Here is a 19,964-nt window from a genome sequence, read left to right as displayed (position 1 = left end):
ATCGCAGGACTAGGATGATCAGCAAAGCACGCTACTCGACGTCACTGGAGGTGTGCCCCACTAAGGTTAGGCTAAAGCCGTAGCGATAGCGGTCAGCGCCATCGCTCTTGCGGATCATCTCTTGCGTCTGCTCCCACTGCTTGACCCAGAGAGGACATACCTCTTCGCTCTCCTCCTCGGCAGCGTCATGTGGCATCTCCACTAGAGCGACCTCGACCTGTTCATCAGGAGCTATCTCCGTCCGCAGGATATACTGTATCAAGCTCATAGCGAGCATATCGAGCCACAGCTCTTTTGGCACCTCAATGGGTAAGCCTTCGAGCCTTTGATCCAAGCTAGGATCTGTCACGATGAGCGTCAGATAGCCCTCACGCACCTCCTCTACGGGTATGCCCATAGGGTACTGCAGAGACACCTCCATGTGAAAGTCCTCGTCCGCCACTAGCTTAGCAAGGCGTCGTGAGAGTACCTCAAAGAGGGCGTCCGCTAGACTATTTGTATAGAGAAGTTGAGGATAGACTCCCTCGAAGGGAAGCTGCTCGTAGAGCGTGCGCCAAGGGTAATAAGGGAGAAAGTGCCCCACGGGAGCCGTGGGCATATAGATATTATGTGAGCCAAAGTGATGTGGCTCAGCTAGCTCTTCCGTTATCTTCGTCTGATCTGTCATAGTTTTATCTGTCTGTCATTCATTAGTCGGTTGTACGGGCTCACCCTCTTGTAGCTTGAGTCCACGCTCTGCAGCCTCCTTGAGTAGTAGCTCACGAGCTGGCTCATATTCGTTGGGGATCTCACCGTCGAGGATCGCATTCTTGATCCGCTCCTTGAGTGTCCCCACGATCTGCGAGGGCGGGAGACCAAAGAGACGCATGATCTCGTCACCATCGATCGGAGGAGCGAAGTTGCGAATGCGATCCTTCTCCTCCACCTCTTGGAGCTTGCGTCGTATCAACTGATAGTTGTCTAGGACCTGCTGTACGCGCTTGGGGTTCTTGCTCGTCACATCGCTCTCCACCAGCGTCATCAAGTCCTCTATATCATCGCCTGCATCAAAAAGTAGACGGCGTATAGCCGAGTCGGTCACTCCCTCATCAACGAGCGAAGAGGGACGCATGTGTAGGTCTACGAGCTTAGCAACATACTGCATGTGGCTATCCAGCGGGAGCTTGAGGCGGCGAAACATGCGCGGCACCATCTTAGCTCCTATATAATTATGGTTGTGAAAGGTCCACCCCTGCTGCGCATCCCAGCGCTTCGTCTTAGGCTTCGCAATGTCGTGCAGCAGAGCCGCCCAGCGGAGGTAGAGGTTGTCACTCTTTGCGGCCAACTGGTCGACCACCTGATAGGTGTGCGCTAGATTATCCTTATGCCCCACCCCAACGACCGTCTCGGTACCACGCAGTAATTGAACCTCTGGCAGAATCAGCTCGAGTAGTCCCGTCTGCTCCATCAGGGATAGCCCCACACTAGGACGAGGTGAGAGCATGATCTTGTTTAGCTCCACAATGATACGCTCCGCAGAGACTATCTTGATGCGCTCTCGGAGCTTCACAATAGCGTCAAAGACAGCATCATCGATAAAGAAGCCTAACTGCGAGGCAAAGCGCACCGCACGCATCATCCGAAGCGGATCATCATCGAAGGTAACCTGTGGATCGACCGGAGTACGGATCATATAGTCTTGCAGATCCTCCAGTCCGTAGAAGGGGTCTACCAGCTCGCCATAGGTACGTTCGTTGAGCGAGATAGCCATCGCATTGATGGTGAAGTCTCGTCGCTCCTGATCATCTTCGAGCGTACCATCCTCGACGATCGGCTTGCGACTATCTCGCTGATAGCTCTCACGACGAGCTCCGACGAACTCCACCTCTACGCCTTTGTAGCGCAGTTGCGCCGTACCAAAGTTCGCAAAGAGATGCACCTGGCACTTCGGTCCTATCTCCCGAGCCACCGCTTTAGCTAAGGCTATTCCACTACCAACGCAGACTATATCTATATCATCGCTAGGACGCTGCAAGAAAAGGTCACGTACCCATCCACCGACCACATAGGTCTCTAGATCGAGCGTATCAGCCACACGCCCCACCAGCGCAAAGACGGGATGGCGCAGGTACGAGCTGTAGTCGGCATAAGGGTCAAAGGGTATTGGCATATTTATTTATCTATATCATAGTACGAAGGCTGTCGCACAAGGACTAAAGCCTCCAGTGAAGCGTTACAAAGGTAATACAAATTAGAGACTGTTGCCTTGGCAATAATGTCAAAAATGTTGCCACGTCAATAATTATACTTACATTTGCACTCAGCAAACGGAAGAAAGCATCGACGGCTATGGCACACATTAAGAATTTGGATAGTCGCTCTTTCTTGCCTACTATATCATGACGACAGATATCGCCGTAACAATAGATGGCAGTATGGTAGCAAATCAGACAGTTTGAGATCTGTATCACACTCGTGTGATGTCTCTCTCTCCCAATGCTTCACTAATTATTTTCCCTTTTTCCCTTTTTCCCTTTATGACCCTATATTTAGGCAACTTAAGCTACCGAGTTCGTGAGAACGACTTGGAGCAACTACTCAGCGAGTTCGGAGAGGTCTCCAACGCTCGTGTCGTCATGGATCGCGCCACTGGGCGTTCACGCGGGTTCGGCTTTGCCGATATGGCTGACGAGGATGCTCGTCGTGCTATCGAGGCTCTTAGCGAGCAGGAGTTCGAAGGTCGTCGTCTCCTCATCCGTGAGGCAGAGGATCGTCCTCGCCGTGAAAGAAAGTTCTAAAGAGCATTCTGAGCAAAGTCGAGCCGTAGTGAAGCGAGACTAGATATCTCTATCTCACGATACGGTACGGTCTAAACCAATCCAAGTTAAAGAGGAGCTACCACCCATACGGGCGATAGCTCCTCTTTTTTCGTATCTATAATTAGGTTTACTTGATAGAAGCCTGATAGACATCATCGACCGACTTCTCGATCGTAGCGTTGAACTCCTCATCGCTCTGCTGTGCGGACAGACCCTCAGCGAGTGCGCGAGAGAAAGATGCGATCACGCCCTTATTGCGAGCAAGTAGCTCATTAGCGTGCTCACGGCTATAACCGCCAGATAGAGCCACTACACGAAGCATATTAGGATGCTCGATGACCTCCTTGTAGAGATTGTCCTCAGTGGGGAGTGTGATCTTGAGCATGACAGGACGATCCAGCTTATCTAGGTGTGCGAGGATCTCACGCTTGAGGATCTGCTCAGCCTCAGCCTTGTCGGGGCAGTGTATGTCCACCTCAGGCTCTAGGATAGGCACGAGATCGTGAGCTAGGATCTGCTTACCCCACTCAAACTGCTGATCGACGATAGCCTTGATACCCTTCTCATTAGCCTCCTTGATGACACTACGCATCTTAGTGCCGAAGATATGGTATTTGGTAGCATCATTGAGCAGATCATCGAGTCCTGGGAATGGCTTCATCAGCTGTACGCCATCCTGTAGCTCCTGTAGTCCCTTGTCTACCTTGAGGAAGGGGACGATGCTCAGCTTCTCCCAGAGATAGTCAGCCGTATTCATGCCATCGATCTGACCACGCATCGTGCGCTCAAAGAGGATCACACCCACAAGCTTGCCCGTAGCAAAGGCGGGACTCTTGATCATACGCGTACGCATCTGGTGGATCAGATCAAACATCTCATCCTCATTCTTCCAGGCATCCTCTGTTAGACCGTAAGCCTTCAGAGCCTTGGGCGTTGAGCCACCACTTTGGTCGAGCGCTCCGACGAAGCCACGACCATTTTTCATCTGTTCTAATTGCTTCTGATTCATATTGTGTAAAAAGTAAGTTAGACGCTTATCAATCGCTTGGCTCTTCTCTAGTAAAGAAGTTCGAAATGCGACCCATTGCCACCATCTCGGCCTTAAGCTCCTCAAAGGTAATAAAAATATGTCACATAGGTCAATCGATCTTTTCCACCTCACCTGGCTAATTCCTATTTTGAGATGCTGGGAAAGCTTTAGGATGAAGTATTCTAATCAACTGAGACTATAAAACAGAATATCCACGTGAAGATTTTCGATTTCCCACGTGGATATTTTTTATTCTCCACGTAGGGACGAAACGATTCCTCCGAAGTTTCGTTTGATTCCTCCGAAGTTTCATTTCATATCCACGTGGAGATTTTTTATTCTTCACGTGGAGATTTGAGAATTTCCACGTGGGGATCGACCTTCTCCCCAGCACATCAAAATAAGAATTAGCCGATCACCTCTTATCGTAAGACTGAGCGATCACCTCTAATCGCTTCATTTTGTATCTTTGCACAGTGAGAGCGTGCTGCTCTAAAGTGACAGGCTCTCGGTGACGTATCATGGATATGGCAGTAGATCGGCTTGTCGCTGTCGTAAGAGGGTGAGAGCCTCGGCTCCGCCCGCAAGCGAGAGAGGAAAGTCCGGGCAACGCAGAGTACCATACTCCCTAACAGAGAGCTATCCGCGAGGGTAGGTGACGTGTAGAAGAGAATGACCGCCTAGAGCTGCCTACGGCACGCTAGGTAAGGGTGAGAAGGTGAGGTAAGAGCTCACCAGCAGTGTGGGTGACCCACTGGCTGTACACACTATGGGTTGCAAGATCAAGTATACCGACGCTATGAGGGCTACTCGTCCTAGTCGGAGGGTAGATTGCTAGAGGCACTCGGCAACGGGTGTCGTAGATAAATGACAAGCGCCACTCCTCGTGACTGGCACAGAACCCGGCTTATAGACCTACTGTCCTCTCCGTGACTCGCTGCGTGAGCGCAAGGTGAAGCCATGCCCAGCAAAGCACACCTTCCTTTCGCACCAAAATACATACATATAATATAGTATCGCTAACTTCATGCCACAGCACTCCAACTCTACACATCATAAGCACGAAGGCTCTAAGCAGGCTACAACCGTAGAGCACGCCGCTCGCAAGCCCTCCACCTGGGTGCGCAAGCTCAAGGTGGGAGCCTATAAGGTGGTTCGCTTCGTCACGAGCGATATGTGGCACATACAGCCACAGGAGGTGCGAGGCTTTCGACGGCTCTACATCAATACGCTCAAGGCTCTCTATATGGCCATCAAGGGCTATATAGACCAACGATTGAGTCGCCATGCCTCGGCGCTAACCTATAGGACGTTTCTTTCTATCGTGCCGATGCTGGCACTTCTTGTAGCTTTTGCCAAGGGGTTTGGTTTTCAAGACACCATCTATGACTTTCTGATGACCTATATGCCAGGGCATCAGAACGAACTGGACACGATGATGGGCTTTGTGGAGAACTATCTAGGACAGGTACAAGGAGGGCTCTTCTTAGGGGTCGGCTTGGTACTGTTTCTCTACACGATCTTCCTCCTTTTGGACACGATCGAGCAGACCTTCAACGTCATCTGGGGAGTGCCTCGAGGGCGTTCGATAGGACGCAAGCTAACAGACTACATCACGATGGTCGTGCTACTGCCTATCTTGATGACGCTCTCATCGGGACTGACCGTGATGATGGCGACGATAAAGAATACTTGGTTCAACGACTACATCTTCTTCACGCCTGTATGGGAGTTTATGCTCAAGTTGTTCCCGTACGTCATCCTCATCTTCATGTTTGCAGGTATATTCATGGCACTCCCTAACACTCGGGTCAAGTTCCTCCCAGCACTCATCTCTGGAGCCATAGCAGGTAGCGCCTTCCAAATCCTACAGGCACTCTACGTTAGCGGTATCTTATGGATCTCTAAGTACAATGCTATCTATGGTGGATTTGCAGCTATACCGCTCTTGCTCTTATGGCTACAGGTGGTCTGGTCGATCACCCTCTTTAGCGCTAAGCTATGCTTCTCCATACAGAATGTGGTGAACTTCACCTATGCCAAGGATGCGACCAATGTCTCCCCTCGCTACTCAGACTTCCTGACGGTTCTAGTGATGGGACACATCGTGCAGCGCTTCCTCGATCACACCGAGCCTGAGCCTCATGATATACCTTCGCTCTCAGAGGCTTGTCACCTGCCGATCAATCAGACCAGTGAGATCATCGCTAAGCTACTCGAGGAGGAACTCATCATCGAGGTAGTCTATAGCTCTCGTGACAAGGAGCTACACTACAACCTAGCCGTCGATCCCGACCTGCTGACCGTGGGGTACCTCCTCGATCGTATGGATCGCTCGGGACATCGTAACCATATGCTCACGCAGCAGCAGTTTGCCGAGGAGTGGGAGCTGGTGGTCGCCTCACGTCGTGCCTTTACTGAGCCACCGCTGACGACACTCCTGGCAGAACTACCTCTGGGCAGAAAACCCTCAACCATCTAAACAAACCAGATATGGCACTCAATCCTTCTGACCTAAAAGCTCAGGGAGAGCGGCTCATCGAGCGCGGCTCTGCCCTCATATCCACTTCGCTCGATAAGCTGGTAGAGCGTGTCCGCACATGGACTTACGGCAGTAGACCCACCTTCGGTCTAGCTCTCTGTGGGGGTAGTGCTCGTGGGCTGGCCTATATAGGTGTCTTTCGCTTTCTAGAGGAGCATAACGTGCGGCCTGACATTATCGCTGGGACTAGTGTAGGTTCGCTCATGGGTGCTCTCTATGCAGACGGCTACAGCAGTGAGGAGATCTATGACCTGTCGTCACATTTTGGCTTCATGAATATGACCTCGCTGACCACTCCTAGGCTCTCTCTACTCAAAACCAATAAGTACCGACAATTCCTCAAAGAGACCCTACGCCATGAGCGTATTGAGGATCTACCGATCCCCATGCATATCATCGCGACGAATCTCAATAGAGCCGAGGCGCGTGACTTTACAGAGGGAGATCTAGCCTCTGCCGTGGTGGCCTCCTGCTCGATACCGATCCTCTTCGAGCCCGTTGTCATCGATGGCGAGCAGTATGTCGATGGAGGGGTCTTTATGAATCTACCCGCACGTCCTATCCGTGAGTCGTGTGACTTCCTCCTTGGGATCAATCTAAGCCCCGAGGTGGACAATACGCCTACAAAAAATATACTTCGCCTCTCCGACCGTCTCATACGCATCATGATGCGTGCCAATGTGACTATCGACCTAGAGCTATGCGACGTCGTGCTCCAGTCTCCCCTACTCTCTCATTTTGGTGCCTACGATGTCTCTCCCGTAGACATCATCTCAGACATTGGCTACCAGCTCATCAGCAAGGCGTACGAAGAGGAGGAGCAGTTTAGAGAGATCATCGATCTACTCTCACAAAAGGGCAAAGCGTAGGCTATGCGCACCATAATCTACTCCACACTAGTACGTCTATGGGGTAATAAGAAGGCGCACGCTCAGCTGACGCCTCATGGCACTCTAGAGCAAAACGGCACGGGCACGCTCGAAGACTTTGACGATGCAGCACTTGACTACCTTGCTTCGCTAGGAGTCTCTCACCTATGGTCGATCGGGATCATACGCCACGCCATCCAGACACCTCTGAGTGGCTGGACTGACTGTCCTAATCAGCACCCCGACATTGTCAAGGGACAAGCGGGGTCACCGTACGCTATCACTGACTACTACGACGTACACCCGACCATCGTGCGAGAGCCGATGGGGCGGCGAGAGATTTTTCGCTCTTTCGTAGACCGCTGCCATCGTCATGGGTTGAAAGTGATCATAGACTTTGTCCCCAACCATGTCTCACGACAGTATGATGGGGCTCACACGCCCCTAGGGACTACACCCCTAGGGGCTAAGGATGATAGGAGCAAAGCATTTGATCCAGACAACAACTTCTACTACCTACCTGGCTCCTCGCTCCAACTACCCAATCGCTCCTCTAGTTATCTCGAAGAGCCAGCTCGTGTCACGGGCAATGACTGCTGGTCTGCCGCTCCCTCTGCCAACGACTGGTACGAGACGATCAAACTGAACTATGGCGTAGACTACCGCCCCGATGGCTCTCGTGTCTCACACTTTGACCCGATACCTGCCACGTGGATCCAGATGCGAGACATCCTCTGCTACTGGGCTGCCGAGGGGGTAGACGGCTTTCGCTGTGATATGGTCGAGATGGTGCCGGTGAAGTTTTGGCACTGGGTCATACCGCAGGTGCAGGAGCAGTATCCCGTCACCTTTGTCGCAGAGATCTACCAGATAGATAACTACCATAGATACTTAGAGGAGGGAGCCTTCGACCTACTTTATGACAAGAGCGGACTCTACGACACGCTCTATCAAGTAATCACCCAAGAGCACTCGGTCTCTGCTATCGAAGAGCAACTCATCCATAATAATAAGGAGTACGCTCCCGACACGCTACTCTACTTCCTAGAAAACCACGACGAGGTGCGTCTTGCCTCGCCTTACTTTGCCGACTCAGCACAACGAGGGCTCACCGCCATGACGCTGCTTGCGCTCGCTACCCCTAGCCCATTACTTCTCTACGCTGGGCAGGAGTATGGAGAGAGAGGCGTCGATGCCGAGGGATACAGCGGTACTGACGGGCGTACCACGATCTTTGACTACTGGAGCATCCCCGCTCTAGGTCATCGTGACCCTGCCGACCCGATCTTTCAGAGCTATCTTCGGCTGATGCAATGGGCGCAGCACCCAGTCATACTGAGGGGAGCTTTTCACTCGATACAGGAGCAGGCTCGTCGGTGGGGAGGCTTCAATGCTGAGCGCACCTATGGTTACCTACGACTACTAGATCCCGCAGAGCAACAGACCAGCGACACGATCGGGATAGCCGTCCTAAGCAACTTTACGGCCGACCTACAGCGCTATCCACTCTTCCTCCCAGTCTCGAAGGAGCGTGATGACCCGCAGCAACTGATGCGTGTGACGACACACACCTATCTAGAAGCTCCCCAAGAGCAGCTCTACGCCTTCCAGCCATGGGCTCCGCTGACTATAGAGCTAGCCCCTTACAGTGTGCGGATCATCGAGCTACGAAATGCAAACTCTAGTAGAATTAGTGGCTAGGTGGTGAAAAAGTCGTACCTTTGGCAATACCTACCTCTAGGTACCCTATCGAGACCATTCTTGATTAGCTTATATCATATCACACAACGCTATGAATCGTATAGTCAGTAAGACTTTTCTCTCCGAAAAAGTAGCCAAGCTGGTTGTCGAGGCACCTTTGATTGCCAAGTCACGCCGTGCTGGACACTTTGTCATCGTACGTGTCACCGATCACAGTGAGCGCGTACCCTACACTATTGCCGATGCTGATGTAGATGCCGGCACAATCACGCTGATCGTTCAGGCGGTCGGTGAGTCCTCTCAGCGACTAGTCGCTCTAGAGGCTGGGGACATGATCCACGACATCGTGGGACCCCTAGGACAAGCTACTCACATTGAAAACTTTGGCACCGTAGTCTGTGCTGGTGGTGGTGTCGGTATGGCTCCACTCTACCCTATCGCTCGTGCACTCAAGGCTGCTGGCAATAAGGTGATCGTCGTCGCTGCGGCACGTACTAAGGAACTCATCATCCTAGAGAAGGAGTTTAGAGAGTTTGCTGACGAGATCATCATCATGACTGATGATGGCTCCTATGGGACTAAGGGACTTGTGACCGATGGGGTCGAGTCTGTCATCAAGCGTGAGAAGGTAGACCTCTGCGTAACGATTGGGCCCGCCATCATGATGAAGTTTGTCGCTCTGCTAACTAAGAAGTACAACATCCCCACCACCGCCTCTCTCAATACCATCATGGTTGACGGCACTGGCATGTGCGGTGCTTGTCGTATCACCGTCGGAGGCAAGACACGCTTCGTATGCGTCGACGGACCTGAGTTTGACGCTCACCAGGTAGACTTTGACGAGCTACTGATGCGTCTGAATACCTATAAAAAATAATCGTATCACACTGAGCTAACCACATATTACAATGTCAGAACAAAAGGATCTGATCACTGCTCGTCGCAACGAACCTTGGCGCGAGGAGCTTCGCAAGGCACATACCGGCAAGGAGCGCATGGCTATACCTCGAGTCAAGATGACTGAGGTCGATCCACACGAGCGTGCGCACAGTCTAACCAAGGAGGTCAACTGTGGTCTCACCGAGGCTGAGGCTCGTCAGGAGGCTATTCGCTGTCTCGACTGTGCCAATCCCTCTTGTATGGAGGGTTGCCCCGTATCAATCAATATCCCCTCATTCATTAAGAATGTAGAGCGTGGAGACTTTGCCGCAGCTGCGCACATCATCCGTGAGAGTAGTTCTCTGCCCGCCGTCTGCGGTCGTGTATGCCCTCAGGAGAAGCAGTGTGAGAAGCATTGTATCTACACGGAGAAGATGAAGCGCGATGCCGTAGCCATCGGTTATCTAGAGCGCTTTGTAGCAGACTATGAGCGAGAAAATGGGCTATACGAACTACCCGAGATGGCTCCCGCCAATGGGAAGAAAATTGCTGTCATCGGGAGTGGTCCCGCCGGACTCTCTTTCGCTGGCGATATGGCGCGCTGGGGGTACGATGTGACCGTCTTCGAGGCTCTGCACGAGGTCGGTGGCGTGCTGAAGTATGGCATCCCCGAGTTCCGCCTCCCGCTACGTGTCGTCAACGCCGAGCTCAAGATCTTAGAGCAGATGGGTGTACACTTTGAGACCAACGTCGTCGTAGGTCGTACGCTCTCTTACGAGCAGCTACAGGAGATGGGCTTCGTAGGCATCTTCGTGGGTAGTGGCGCTGGCTTGCCAAACTTTATGAATATCCCTGGGGAGAACCTCGCCGGTGTCATGAGCTCTAACGAGTACCTCACCCGTGTCAATCTAATGGGTGCTGGCACTGAGGGCTCTGAAACGCCTATCTATAAGGGAGACGTGGTCGCTGTCATCGGAGGTGGTAACACCGCTATGGACTCAGTCCGTACGGCACTCCGTCTTGGAGCTAAGCGTGCTATGATCGTCTATCGTCGTAGCGAGGAGGAGATGCCTGCACGTCGTGAAGAGATCCTGCATGCTAAGGCTGAGGGCGTCGAGTTCCTCACCCTACACAACCCCATCGAGTACGAAGGCAACGAAAAGGGCAAAGTGTGCCGTATGAAGCTACAGCGCATGGAGCTAGGCGACCCCACACCCGATGGTCGTCGCAAGCCTGTACCCATACCAGGAGCTATCGATGAGGTAGATGTGGATGTGGTTGTCGTGAGCATCGGTGTCTCGCCGAACCCACTCATACCACGCTCTTTCCAAGGTCTGGAAGTCTCTCCTAAGGGGACCGTCATCGTCAACGAGCAGAACCAAAGCTCTATCAATGAGGTCTACGCTGGTGGCGACATCGTCCGTGGCGGTGCGACAGTCATCCTCGCTATGGGTGACGGACGCAAGGCTGCTGCCAATATGCACGCAGCTCTAAGCCAGCAGTAACTCAGCATAGCCAGTAGCTCTGCCTATGCTGGCTCGCATCATCCTACCCCTAGCCCTCGAGGAGGAGTACACTTATCGTGTGCCCGAGGCGCTGTGTGAACAGGCGAGGGTGGGTATGCGTGCGCTAGTGCAGTTTGGCAGTAAGCGCTACTACTACGCTATCATATCTCAGCTGATCGAGGAGTCGGATAGACCTCTCGGTCAGCTGAAGTCTATTATAGCTCTACCCGATCGTGAGGCGATAGTGACCCCAAGAGAGGTCGACCTCTGGCGCTGGGGAGCCTCCTATTATATCTGTTCGCTAGGAGCTTGGCTCACGGCAGCTATACCAAGTAGCTACCTACCCTCCAGTGAGACGCAGGTAGCGTGGCGAGAGCCTGACGAGACGACCGAGGGCGATCAAGCGACCGACTACAAAGCAACCGAACTATCAGAAGCGATACGCTGTGAGCTAATCTCCATGCGAGGTCATCAGGCGAAGGTGAGCAAGCTGGCGAAGATCCTTGGCGACCGCATCTACCCTGAGATAGACCGGCTTCTTCACGCTGGCGTACTCATCGGTAGCGAGTCTATACCACGTTACAGCCGATCTGTGCAGGTCGGCTCGCCAGCCGTGCAGTTGGCTGAGGAGCTATGCTCCGAGGAGGCACTCTCCGAGGTTGTCGAGAGCCTCTCCCGGGCCAAGGCGCAGAGAGCTATGGTAGAGCTGCTGATAGACCTTCTCTACCAGCATGAGTTGCCTCTAGACACACCCCTACTCAGAGAGACTCTCGTCGGGAGAGACAGTAATAAGCAGGCTACACTTCGCACGCTCATCAAGCGGGGCATATTACGAGAGACCGCTACACTCTTCGATCCGCTCATACGCCCCACGACACAGAGCATTACTTCGACAGATGGGGACAACGGACAAAGCCAACTTTTCGAGAGTCTCATCGGCGAAATGACTCGCCCCGTACTCTACCAAGCTACAAGCAATGAAGAGCAAATAGAGATGGTCGTCTCGATGGTCGAGCAGATGCTCCAGCGCAACCCTGCAGCACAGGTAACTATCTACGTGCCACAGCTCTTTCTCTTTGACCAAAGCCTTCTCTATAGTGCCCTGCAGCAGCTAGCCAGGAGCAGCAGAGAGAGACGACTGGCAACTCCCTTCGATCTAGTCCTCTACAGCTCCTCCACGACAGACGCTGAGCGGATGGCGCTTCGAGCTAGACTCCTCGGGCTGACACACCGAGAGCGTGGACTCATCGTCCTCACCTCTCGCATGGGCAGTCTCCTACCCCTCTCACGCTGTGATTTAGTCATCGTCACCGACGAGGAGAGCAGTCGCTACAAGCAATCCGAGCCAGCCCCGCGCTATCATGCTCGTGACCTAACAGTAGTCGCCTGCAAGAATAGTCAGACGCCTCTCCTACTGACCACCGTCGCACCCTCTGCCGAAGCTCTATACAACGTAGAGCGGGGATACTACCATTCGCTCAATCAGCTTGATACACAGACCACTGCCACCCCAAGAACACCACGCCCCTTCGAGCTGATCGACCTATCCCTACAGCGCAAGCAGGGCAAGCTCCCGTGGGGGCAAATGCTCTCCATCGAGCTACGCAAAGCTCTCCTAGACCAGTGCCAGGCGGGACGAAAAAGCATCCTCCTACTCAATCGTCGTGGGTACGCACCGCACCTAGTCTGTAGACATTGTCAGAAGACGCTCCAATGTCCCAACTGTGATGTGGGGCTTGTCTACCACAAGTCCACGCAGAGCGTCAGCTGTAGCTACTGCGGCTTCACAGCATCGGCTCCTCGCATCTGTCCCCATTGTCATCAGAGTGACCAGGTGCCTCTAGACAAAACTGAAGTTGCGATAGACAACAGCCGGGGAGCCTTTAGCATACAGGGTTATGGTGTAGAGCGTATCGCTGAGGAGCTCACGCTCTTCATTCCACCAGAGATCCCTATCCTAGAGCTAAGTGCCTCGCAATACTATAATAAGGAGGCACAGCAACAGATGCGCCAGCTAATACGCAGCGACGAGCCTGCCATACTGGTCGGCACCTCAAGTCTTATCTACCTAGATGCCATTCGCAACGTAGGGCTCATTGGCTTAGCAAATCTAGACCAGCTGATCGTTGGCGATGACTTCAGAGCCAACGAGCGAGCCTATGCAGCGCTCCGTCGCTTCGGAAGTAACTATCCGACAGCACAACTCTACATACAGAGCTACCAGACCGACACACCCCTCCTCGACAGCCTGCAGGGAGGAGCCACTGCAGAGCCTTATGGCATAGGCGAGCTGGCAGAGCGTGAGTACCTCCACTTCCCCCCCTACGTACGCCTCATCTACGTTTACGTACGAGGAGCCTCCGAGGGGGATGTCTGCTATACCGCAGCGGCTCTATCACGCACGATGCAGACCGAGCCGTTTCACTCACTCTGGCAAGCCTCTGAGCCCAATGCTCCCTACGTTTCCTGGGTACGTATGCGCCATATTCGTTATATTTGCATGAAAATTCGTCCTTCTACCCCTTGGCGGGAGGTACGAAGACAGATTTCTCATATTATCTCTACGATACAAAAGAGTGCTCTCCAAGCTCGGAGGGTGCAGATCTACTGCGATGTAGATCCTCTTTAGCGCCGTAACGAATCAACACCTCAGCCTATCGTGCGGGATTGTGAGATCTTTGTATTATACCCATTAGAGATCCCTGAGTAGTATCCATGTATCACTATCACCTTACTTTCTTATTATCACTCATCGCCCTTATCGGGGCATACCCCTTAACAGCTCAGACAACTCTCTCGACAGAGATCCAGAGCGAGACTGACAGCGTTACGGCATCCACCGTCGAGCTCACGACCCTCAAGGTGCAGTATCTCCTCAACCGCTCCAACCCCGTGGCACCACTGCCCAAAGAGGTCCTCCCCACCACTCTACTGCTACAAACTCCCCTCTCATCAGCCGTAAGCGTCATCCCCACTATCCAGAGCCCTGAGCTATCTATAGACTTAACCCCGAGCCTAGTAAGCAACGGCGATCCACTCGCCACAGCATTGCACAGAGAGGAGCTACAGCTACCCATCCTACAGCAATATTATGAGCGTAGCTTGCAAAGCGTCAATCAGCTCAAGCTTGCGATCCCCACACTCATCACACGCCGGGAAGGTGACCTACTGGCACACCGTATAGATATGACCACCGTCGGGAGCTCGAAACCAGCCGTTGATGCAGCTATCAATACCCCCTTTGCTGGCGTTAATGCGTCAGACCAGCTCCACGGAGTAACCTTAGGCAGGAAGTATTGGTTCCCAGGACTAGAAAGCAATATACAGTTTAGCCAAACCTATATCTCGCCCAACTGGCATAAAGGTGGTAACAGCGCCCTTGCTCTCCATAGCAAGCAGCTCCTCCGCCTTAGCTATGAAAAGGACAAAGTCAACTGGCTCAACGAACTGGAGTGGCGCATCGGGCTCAATGCCGAGATACGTGACTCACTCCAAGGATACAACATCTCCGACGACCTCCTCCGCCTACGTAGCAACCTAGGTATCAAAGCCTTCAAGGGGTGGTACTACTCACTAGACGTAGAAGCTCGCACGCAAGCCTTCGAGCAGAAATCAGAAGACAAGACGGTGATCTACTCTGCCTTTGCCTCGCCACTCACACTCACCGCTGGTCTCGGTATGAAGTGGGTCGTAGACAACAAGTCCAAGACACACTATGGGCGCCGCTTCCGACTAGATCTCAACATCGCTCCCCTAGCCTATGACTTCAAGTGGTCCGCTCGCAAGGATATAGATATGACCCGACATGGATTTGAGGAGGGCAAAAACATCTACAGTGCCATCGGATCTATGCTACGTGCCAATATGATCTGGGACTTTACCGACACCTTCGCTTGGGAGTCTCGGCTCTACTACAACACCAGCTACAAGCGTGTCGAGACAGAGTTTGAAAATTCTCTCATCTTTGCTTTCAATCGTTACTTCTCCACCCGTGTCAACGTCCTACTACGCTACGACGATGCCGTACCACTCACTCCAGAGAATAGATCCCGCCTACAGATCTATGAGATGCTGACCGTTGGCTTCGACCTTAAGATTTAACCAGCTAGCCCTATGCAGTTTACCATAGACCACACCTGCCCTCATAGCGATGCACGCACTGGAGTCATCAAGACTGACCACGGAGATATACAGACCCCCGTCTTCATGCCTGTGGGTACCGCTGGAGCGATCAAAGCAGTCACGATGGAGCAGATGGAGCAGGAGACCGATGCACGGATCATCCTCGGCAATACTTACCACCTCTACTTACGTCCTGGCATAGAGATACTCAAAGAGGTAGGAGGTCTGCACCGCTTTGGTACATGGAGCAAGCCCATCTTAACTGATAGTGGCGGCTACCAAGTCTTCTCGCTAGCAGCCATGCGACGCATCACCCCCGAGGGTGTCACCTTCGCCTCGCACATCGACGGCTCCAAGCACCTTTTCACACCCGAGCGGGTTATGGAGATAGAGCGCGCTATAGGAGCTGACATTATGATGGCTTTCGACGAGTGCTGCCCTGGAGATGCCAGCTACGCCTATGCCAAGCAGTCGCTAGACACCACCGAGCAGTGGCTCGACCGCTGCATCAAGCACCTCGAACATACCCCGCCACTCTATGGCTACGAGCAGGCTCTCTTCCCGATCGTGCAGGGATGTGTCTACCCTGACCTAAGACGTCGAGCTGCAGAGCACATAGCTTCGCTAGGAGCCCCAGGCAATGCCATTGGCGGACTGGCCGTTGGCGAACCTACCGACAAGATGTACGAGATGATCGAGCTGACCAATAGCATCCTCCCCAAGGATAAGCCACGCTACCTCATGGGCGTCGGTACACCAGCCAACATTCTAGAGGGCATCGCACGAGGTGTCGATATGTTTGACTGCATCATGCCCACACGCAACGCCCGCAATGGTCAGCTCTTCACGTGGCAAGGTACTATCAACATACGCAATGCTAAGTGGCGCACCTGTCACGAGCCGATAGATCCCGAGGGCACAGCCTCGACCGACCACCGCTACACCCGCGCCTACCTCTACCACCTATTTAAGGCGCAGGAGATCACGGGACTCACACTGGCTAGTATCCACAACATCGCCTTCTACCTTGACCTGGTCAACCAAGCACACGACCACATCGTAGCAGGCGACTACACCGACTGGATGCGCAGCGTCCTTCCCGCCCTCACCCGCCGTCTCTAGCCTCATAACTTCCTGCAGCTACCAGGGTACTGTCGCAATCTTTGTCAAAACATACTTACATAGCTACGTAGCCCAAGTTTTTGCCGTAAAACTTGAGCTAGAGCTGATTGTGCCATCGGAGCTTCTTTTTCTTTTCTGAAAAGTCAGCAATGTCGCTCTAATTTAGCTCGAGGACTTAGTCTCAAGAGATAAATGAAAGCCCCCACACGACTCTAAGAGCGTGCGGGGGCTAACGCTATATTTAGGAGCTATTAAAGCTCTATTTAATCTGATCTAAATGGTCAGGTTTAGTACTTGATGGAGAGACCCATCAGAGGCGCATGCTGCTGCGCACCATAGACGTCACGCTCACCGAGGTTGCCCGAAGGGATAGGACGGACGATGGTACACTTGATCGCCTTGGCAGGATCAAAGTAGACAATCTTGACGATGTGGTCAGGCTTGATGTGATAGAGATCACAGAAAGTCTGCTCAGTAATCGCCTTAGCTGCCTTCACCTGATTATATATATCGAAGTCCTTGAAGATGATATCGAAGGTGATCTCATAGGGACCCGAGTTCTTGCTCCGGATGACGGAGGCTATATCCATTAACTTGTGCTGTGTCATTGCTTGATACAATCTAAAGGTTCATTATTTACGCTGACCATCAGCATACTCTATATACTCGACGGGGAAGTACTGCGTAGGATCCTCCGCCTTGAGCAGGTGATAGAGGCTAAACTCGTAGACCTCACCCATGTGGCAGTCTGAGGGCGAGAAGGGGAAGGCGAGGTTGCCCGCCGTAGCGATACGTCCCTCGTAGCCGAAGTGTAGCATCGTACTACGTGCGAAGCTACAGATCGTGTCGGCCTCCTTCTGCGTCTTAGCAACAGCCTCGATGACGACCATAAGCTCTGAGCCTATATGACCATCGATGCCCTCGAACATGCTCATGACGCCGTTCTTGCCGTAGATCTTAAAGTCGAGGTAATAGTCCTTGATCCCGTAGTTGTCGAAGTTGTCCTTGACACGAGCCTTGACACTCTCGATGATGGAGTCGATCTTGCTGATCATGATCGGGTCTGTCGTAGCCGCAACAGAGATGGTGCGGTAGCCTACAAGACGGGTACCCTCGAGCTTGAGGAAGTAGCCATCGGTGGGCTCGAAGACGGTACCAGAGATCTTGACCTTGTTGTCGTCAATCTGCTCGAAGTGACATCCGTGCAGATCGAGCGCACCACCAGGACCAGGGAGATGGTAAGGATCGGTCTTCTCATAGAGCGTGTGACCAGCTACGGAGAGGGTCGTACACTTACGATCCTTGGAAAGTGGCTCAAGGACAAAGTGATCCTTGCGCAGATAGCCAAACATACAGTCACTACCGCTACCGGGCAATGCGCAGATAGCAGCGCACTCGAGGATCTTACCCATGTGCAGTGCGAGTGCACGGTCAAAGCCCTCCTTGATCGGTAGACAAGCGAAGACGCTAGGATCGTACGAACGGCCTGCGATGATAACGTCAGCGCCACCCTTGAGAGCCTCTACAAAAGGCTCCTCGCCCATCTGAGCGACGATGCGGACGGACTCTTCGATGTCCTTCTTTGTAGCCTCGGGAGCTGGTGCCAGGGGCGTGATGTGTCCCTTGTCAAACTCACGGAGGATGGTCTCTTTGTCAAACTCAGAGCGGATGACGGCTAGGCGTAGCGAGAGCTTCTTGTCAGCAATGATCTCTCGTACGATCTCTAGCACCCAGTCCACATGAGCATTGGCGCCAGAGCCACCGGCAGAGCCGACGACTACGGGGACCTTGTTCTCGACACCAGCCTGGATCATGATCTCTAGGTCACGCTTCACGGAGTTGCGATCGGTGAAGCTCACGCCAGCCCCTAGGTAGTAAGGACCTGGATCTGTCGAACCAGCATCTGCTGCGATGACGTGGGGCTTGCGCTTCATTCCCTCACGAAAGGATGCCTCGGGAAATCCATATCCGAGGATCGCTGTCGTGGAGAGTACTCTTATTTCGTCTGTTATTGGAGTCATATCTCGATATTATATTTTACTGTTAGCTAGGGACACTAGTGGCTCTAGTGATTCTAGTGGCACTAGCGACCCTAGGTAGAGGCTCTAACTTCTAAAGTCTAGCCTCTAACTTCTAAAATCTACTTCAGCACATCCTTGAGAGCGAGTACACGGCTCATCTCGTTGAAGATGATCATGTATCCCTCATCGACACCCATACCAGGCTTAGCTAGGCACTGGCAGGGAGAGGTAGCCATAGCGATATTGGCACAAACCTCTGCTGAGCGGTTGGTCTCATTGCAAGTACCACCTAGATAAGCGCGCATATTGTGCTGCTTGCAGTAGAGGACAGCCTCGATAGCATTATTGACACCACCGAGGTCAGGCGTCTTGATCTGAACCATGTGTCCAGCCTTGCGCTCAGAGAAAGCGATGATATCCTCGAGCGTGTTGCACCACTCATCAGCGACGATCTGGCACTTAGAGCCCTTGGCATCAAGTAGCTCACGGATCTTAGCCAGTGCCTCGATCTGTGGCTCACGACCGTCCATATCTACAGGACCCTCGACACGAAGCTCGAAAGGAGCAACGATCTCAGAGAGTTCGTTCAGATAGTCAGCGATGCGCTGGAAGTCGTTGTTGAAGACGATGCTCAGCGTACCATATACGTCGATATGGATAGCGGGCTGGTAGTTGGGGTTCTGACGCTTCGTGACGATACGGTCGCGGAGCCACTGGAGGTACTCCTTGATCTTCTCACCTTTGAGGCCGACCTTGGTCTCTACATTATTGAATAGAGCGTGTGGCAGTACGCCTACCTCCTTCATGATCATCTTATCGACGTTGAGATAGCGGTCGTCGCCACTCTGCGAGAAGATGGGCACCATCGTGTCAGAGATCTTCGTACCATACTCATCAGCGACTACCTGCGCCATCAGCTTGTGCTGGCTCTTAGCGACAGCATCTAGACAAGCCTGTGTGACACCGTAGCGGATTGCCGTGTGGTACTTCTTACCGTCTGCATTGACGTGCTTGTCAACGAGGTCGGCCATCTTGCGGAACGTCGTGATCTCCTTGCCCTCATAGAGCGGAGCGATCTCCTTCATGATGACTGGAATAAAGCTCTCGGCGAGGAACAGTGGATCACGACCACCAGCCCCTGAGTACTGTACAGCTGCACAGTCACCGTGAGCTATCGAACCATCCTCTAGGATAAAGAGGACAGAGATAGACTCACCAGCCTGACGTACAGACGTAAAGCCTGGGGTTACGGGGTCTCCAGAGTAAAAGGCTCCATCATTTTTAGCGCCCTTCTTGATGGCCTTCTGGTCGTCAAAGAAGAATCCTGTCTTGCCTGGGGCACAGACTACCTTCTTGATCTTCATATTATTAGGAT

The 19,964-nt window shown here is 52.8% G+C and carries 15 protein-coding genes and 1 other RNA gene; 10 read left to right on the top strand and 6 right to left on the bottom strand.

Translation table 11 applies throughout. The features are described 5' to 3' along the window. Positions 1 to 31 precede the first annotated feature (31 nt). Both PORAS_RS05920 and PORAS_RS05915 read right to left on the bottom strand, forming a co-directional pair. On the bottom strand, positions 32 to 667 hold the full coding sequence (locus PORAS_RS05920) for a hypothetical protein (protein WP_013760561.1): 636 nt from the start codon (positions 665 to 667) through the stop codon (positions 32 to 34). A 15-nt stretch (positions 668 to 682) separates the two neighbouring features. Beyond that, entirely contained in the window at positions 683 to 2,149 is a 1,467-nt protein-coding gene (locus tag PORAS_RS05915) for a CCA tRNA nucleotidyltransferase (RefSeq protein WP_004330941.1), read from the bottom strand. A gap of 367 nt (positions 2,150 to 2,516) precedes the next feature. Between PORAS_RS05915 and PORAS_RS05910 the strand changes: the two genes are divergently transcribed. Further along, positions 2,517 to 2,777: an RNA recognition motif domain-containing protein gene (locus PORAS_RS05910; RefSeq protein ID WP_013760560.1), complete on the top strand. Its 261-nt coding sequence runs from the start codon at positions 2,517 to 2,519 to the stop codon at positions 2,775 to 2,777. Positions 2,778 to 2,925: 148 nt separating this feature from the next. Here PORAS_RS05910 and PORAS_RS05905 read toward each other — a convergent pair whose 3' ends face one another. Further along, complete coding sequence (locus tag PORAS_RS05905) at positions 2,926 to 3,807, bottom strand: fructose bisphosphate aldolase (RefSeq protein WP_004330958.1); 882 nt, start codon at positions 3,805 to 3,807, stop codon at positions 2,926 to 2,928. A 551-nt stretch (positions 3,808 to 4,358) separates the two neighbouring features. On the opposite strand from PORAS_RS05905, the gene rnpB reads away from it, so the two are divergent. The 9 genes from rnpB (at position 4,359) to tgt (ending at position 16,568) form a co-directional block, all read left to right on the top strand. After that, positions 4,359 to 4,754: RNase P RNA component class A (gene rnpB, locus PORAS_RS08600), an RNA gene on the top strand. Positions 4,755 to 4,855: 101 nt separating this feature from the next. Continuing rightward, positions 4,856 to 6,310: a YihY/virulence factor BrkB family protein gene (locus PORAS_RS05900; RefSeq protein ID WP_013760559.1), complete on the top strand. Its 1,455-nt coding sequence runs from the start codon at positions 4,856 to 4,858 to the stop codon at positions 6,308 to 6,310. Positions 6,311 to 6,321: 11 nt separating this feature from the next. Continuing rightward, positions 6,322 to 7,239, top strand: coding sequence for a patatin-like phospholipase family protein (locus PORAS_RS05895; protein ID WP_013760558.1), 918 nt, complete (start codon positions 6,322 to 6,324; stop codon positions 7,237 to 7,239). 3 nt (positions 7,240 to 7,242) lie between these two features. After that, positions 7,243 to 8,940 carry an alpha-amylase family protein gene (locus tag PORAS_RS05890; RefSeq protein ID WP_013760557.1) on the top strand — a complete coding sequence of 566 codons (1,698 nt, stop codon included), beginning with the start codon at positions 7,243 to 7,245 and terminating at the stop codon, positions 8,938 to 8,940. 91 nt (positions 8,941 to 9,031) lie between these two features. Further along, complete coding sequence (locus tag PORAS_RS05885) at positions 9,032 to 9,817, top strand: sulfide/dihydroorotate dehydrogenase-like FAD/NAD-binding protein (RefSeq protein WP_004330938.1); 786 nt, start codon at positions 9,032 to 9,034, stop codon at positions 9,815 to 9,817. Positions 9,818 to 9,848: 31 nt separating this feature from the next. After that, positions 9,849 to 11,324 carry an NADPH-dependent glutamate synthase gene (gltA, locus tag PORAS_RS05880; protein ID WP_013760556.1) on the top strand — a complete coding sequence of 492 codons (1,476 nt, stop codon included), beginning with the start codon at positions 9,849 to 9,851 and terminating at the stop codon, positions 11,322 to 11,324. A gap of 25 nt (positions 11,325 to 11,349) precedes the next feature. Beyond that, entirely contained in the window at positions 11,350 to 13,953 is a 2,604-nt protein-coding gene (locus PORAS_RS05875) for a primosomal protein N' family DNA-binding protein (RefSeq protein ID WP_013760555.1), read from the top strand. A gap of 86 nt (positions 13,954 to 14,039) precedes the next feature. Continuing rightward, on the top strand, positions 14,040 to 15,425 hold the full coding sequence (locus tag PORAS_RS05870; protein WP_013760554.1) for a DUF3078 domain-containing protein: 1,386 nt from the start codon (positions 14,040 to 14,042) through the stop codon (positions 15,423 to 15,425). A gap of 12 nt (positions 15,426 to 15,437) precedes the next feature. Beyond that, the gene (gene tgt / locus PORAS_RS05865) at positions 15,438 to 16,568 is read left to right on the top strand and encodes a tRNA guanosine(34) transglycosylase Tgt (RefSeq protein ID WP_004330973.1); all 1,131 of its coding nucleotides are present in this window, start codon (positions 15,438 to 15,440) and stop codon (positions 16,566 to 16,568) included. A 287-nt stretch (positions 16,569 to 16,855) separates the two neighbouring features. On the opposite strand, the gene PORAS_RS05860 is transcribed toward tgt, so the two are convergent. The 3 genes from PORAS_RS05860 to PORAS_RS05850 form a co-directional block, all read right to left on the bottom strand. Continuing rightward, the gene (locus PORAS_RS05860) at positions 16,856 to 17,176 is read right to left on the bottom strand and encodes a DUF4387 domain-containing protein (protein WP_004330985.1); all 321 of its coding nucleotides are present in this window, start codon (positions 17,174 to 17,176) and stop codon (positions 16,856 to 16,858) included. Positions 17,177 to 17,200: 24 nt separating this feature from the next. Next, a complete protein-coding gene (locus PORAS_RS05855) occupies positions 17,201 to 18,589 on the bottom strand; it encodes an acyclic terpene utilization AtuA family protein (RefSeq protein ID WP_013760553.1) in 1,389 nt (462 codons plus the stop codon). A 119-nt stretch (positions 18,590 to 18,708) separates the two neighbouring features. Then, positions 18,709 to 19,953: a methylaspartate ammonia-lyase gene (locus tag PORAS_RS05850; RefSeq protein WP_044211379.1), complete on the bottom strand. Its 1,245-nt coding sequence runs from the start codon at positions 19,951 to 19,953 to the stop codon at positions 18,709 to 18,711. Between the last annotated feature and the right edge of the window lie 11 nt (positions 19,954 to 19,964).

This window comes from Porphyromonas asaccharolytica DSM 20707, from assembly GCF_000212375.1.
Lineage (GTDB): Bacteria > Bacteroidota > Bacteroidia > Bacteroidales > Porphyromonadaceae > Porphyromonas > Porphyromonas asaccharolytica.
The sequence above is the reverse complement of the archived record's forward strand: the minus strand, read 5'-3'. Positions and strand labels throughout refer to the sequence as shown.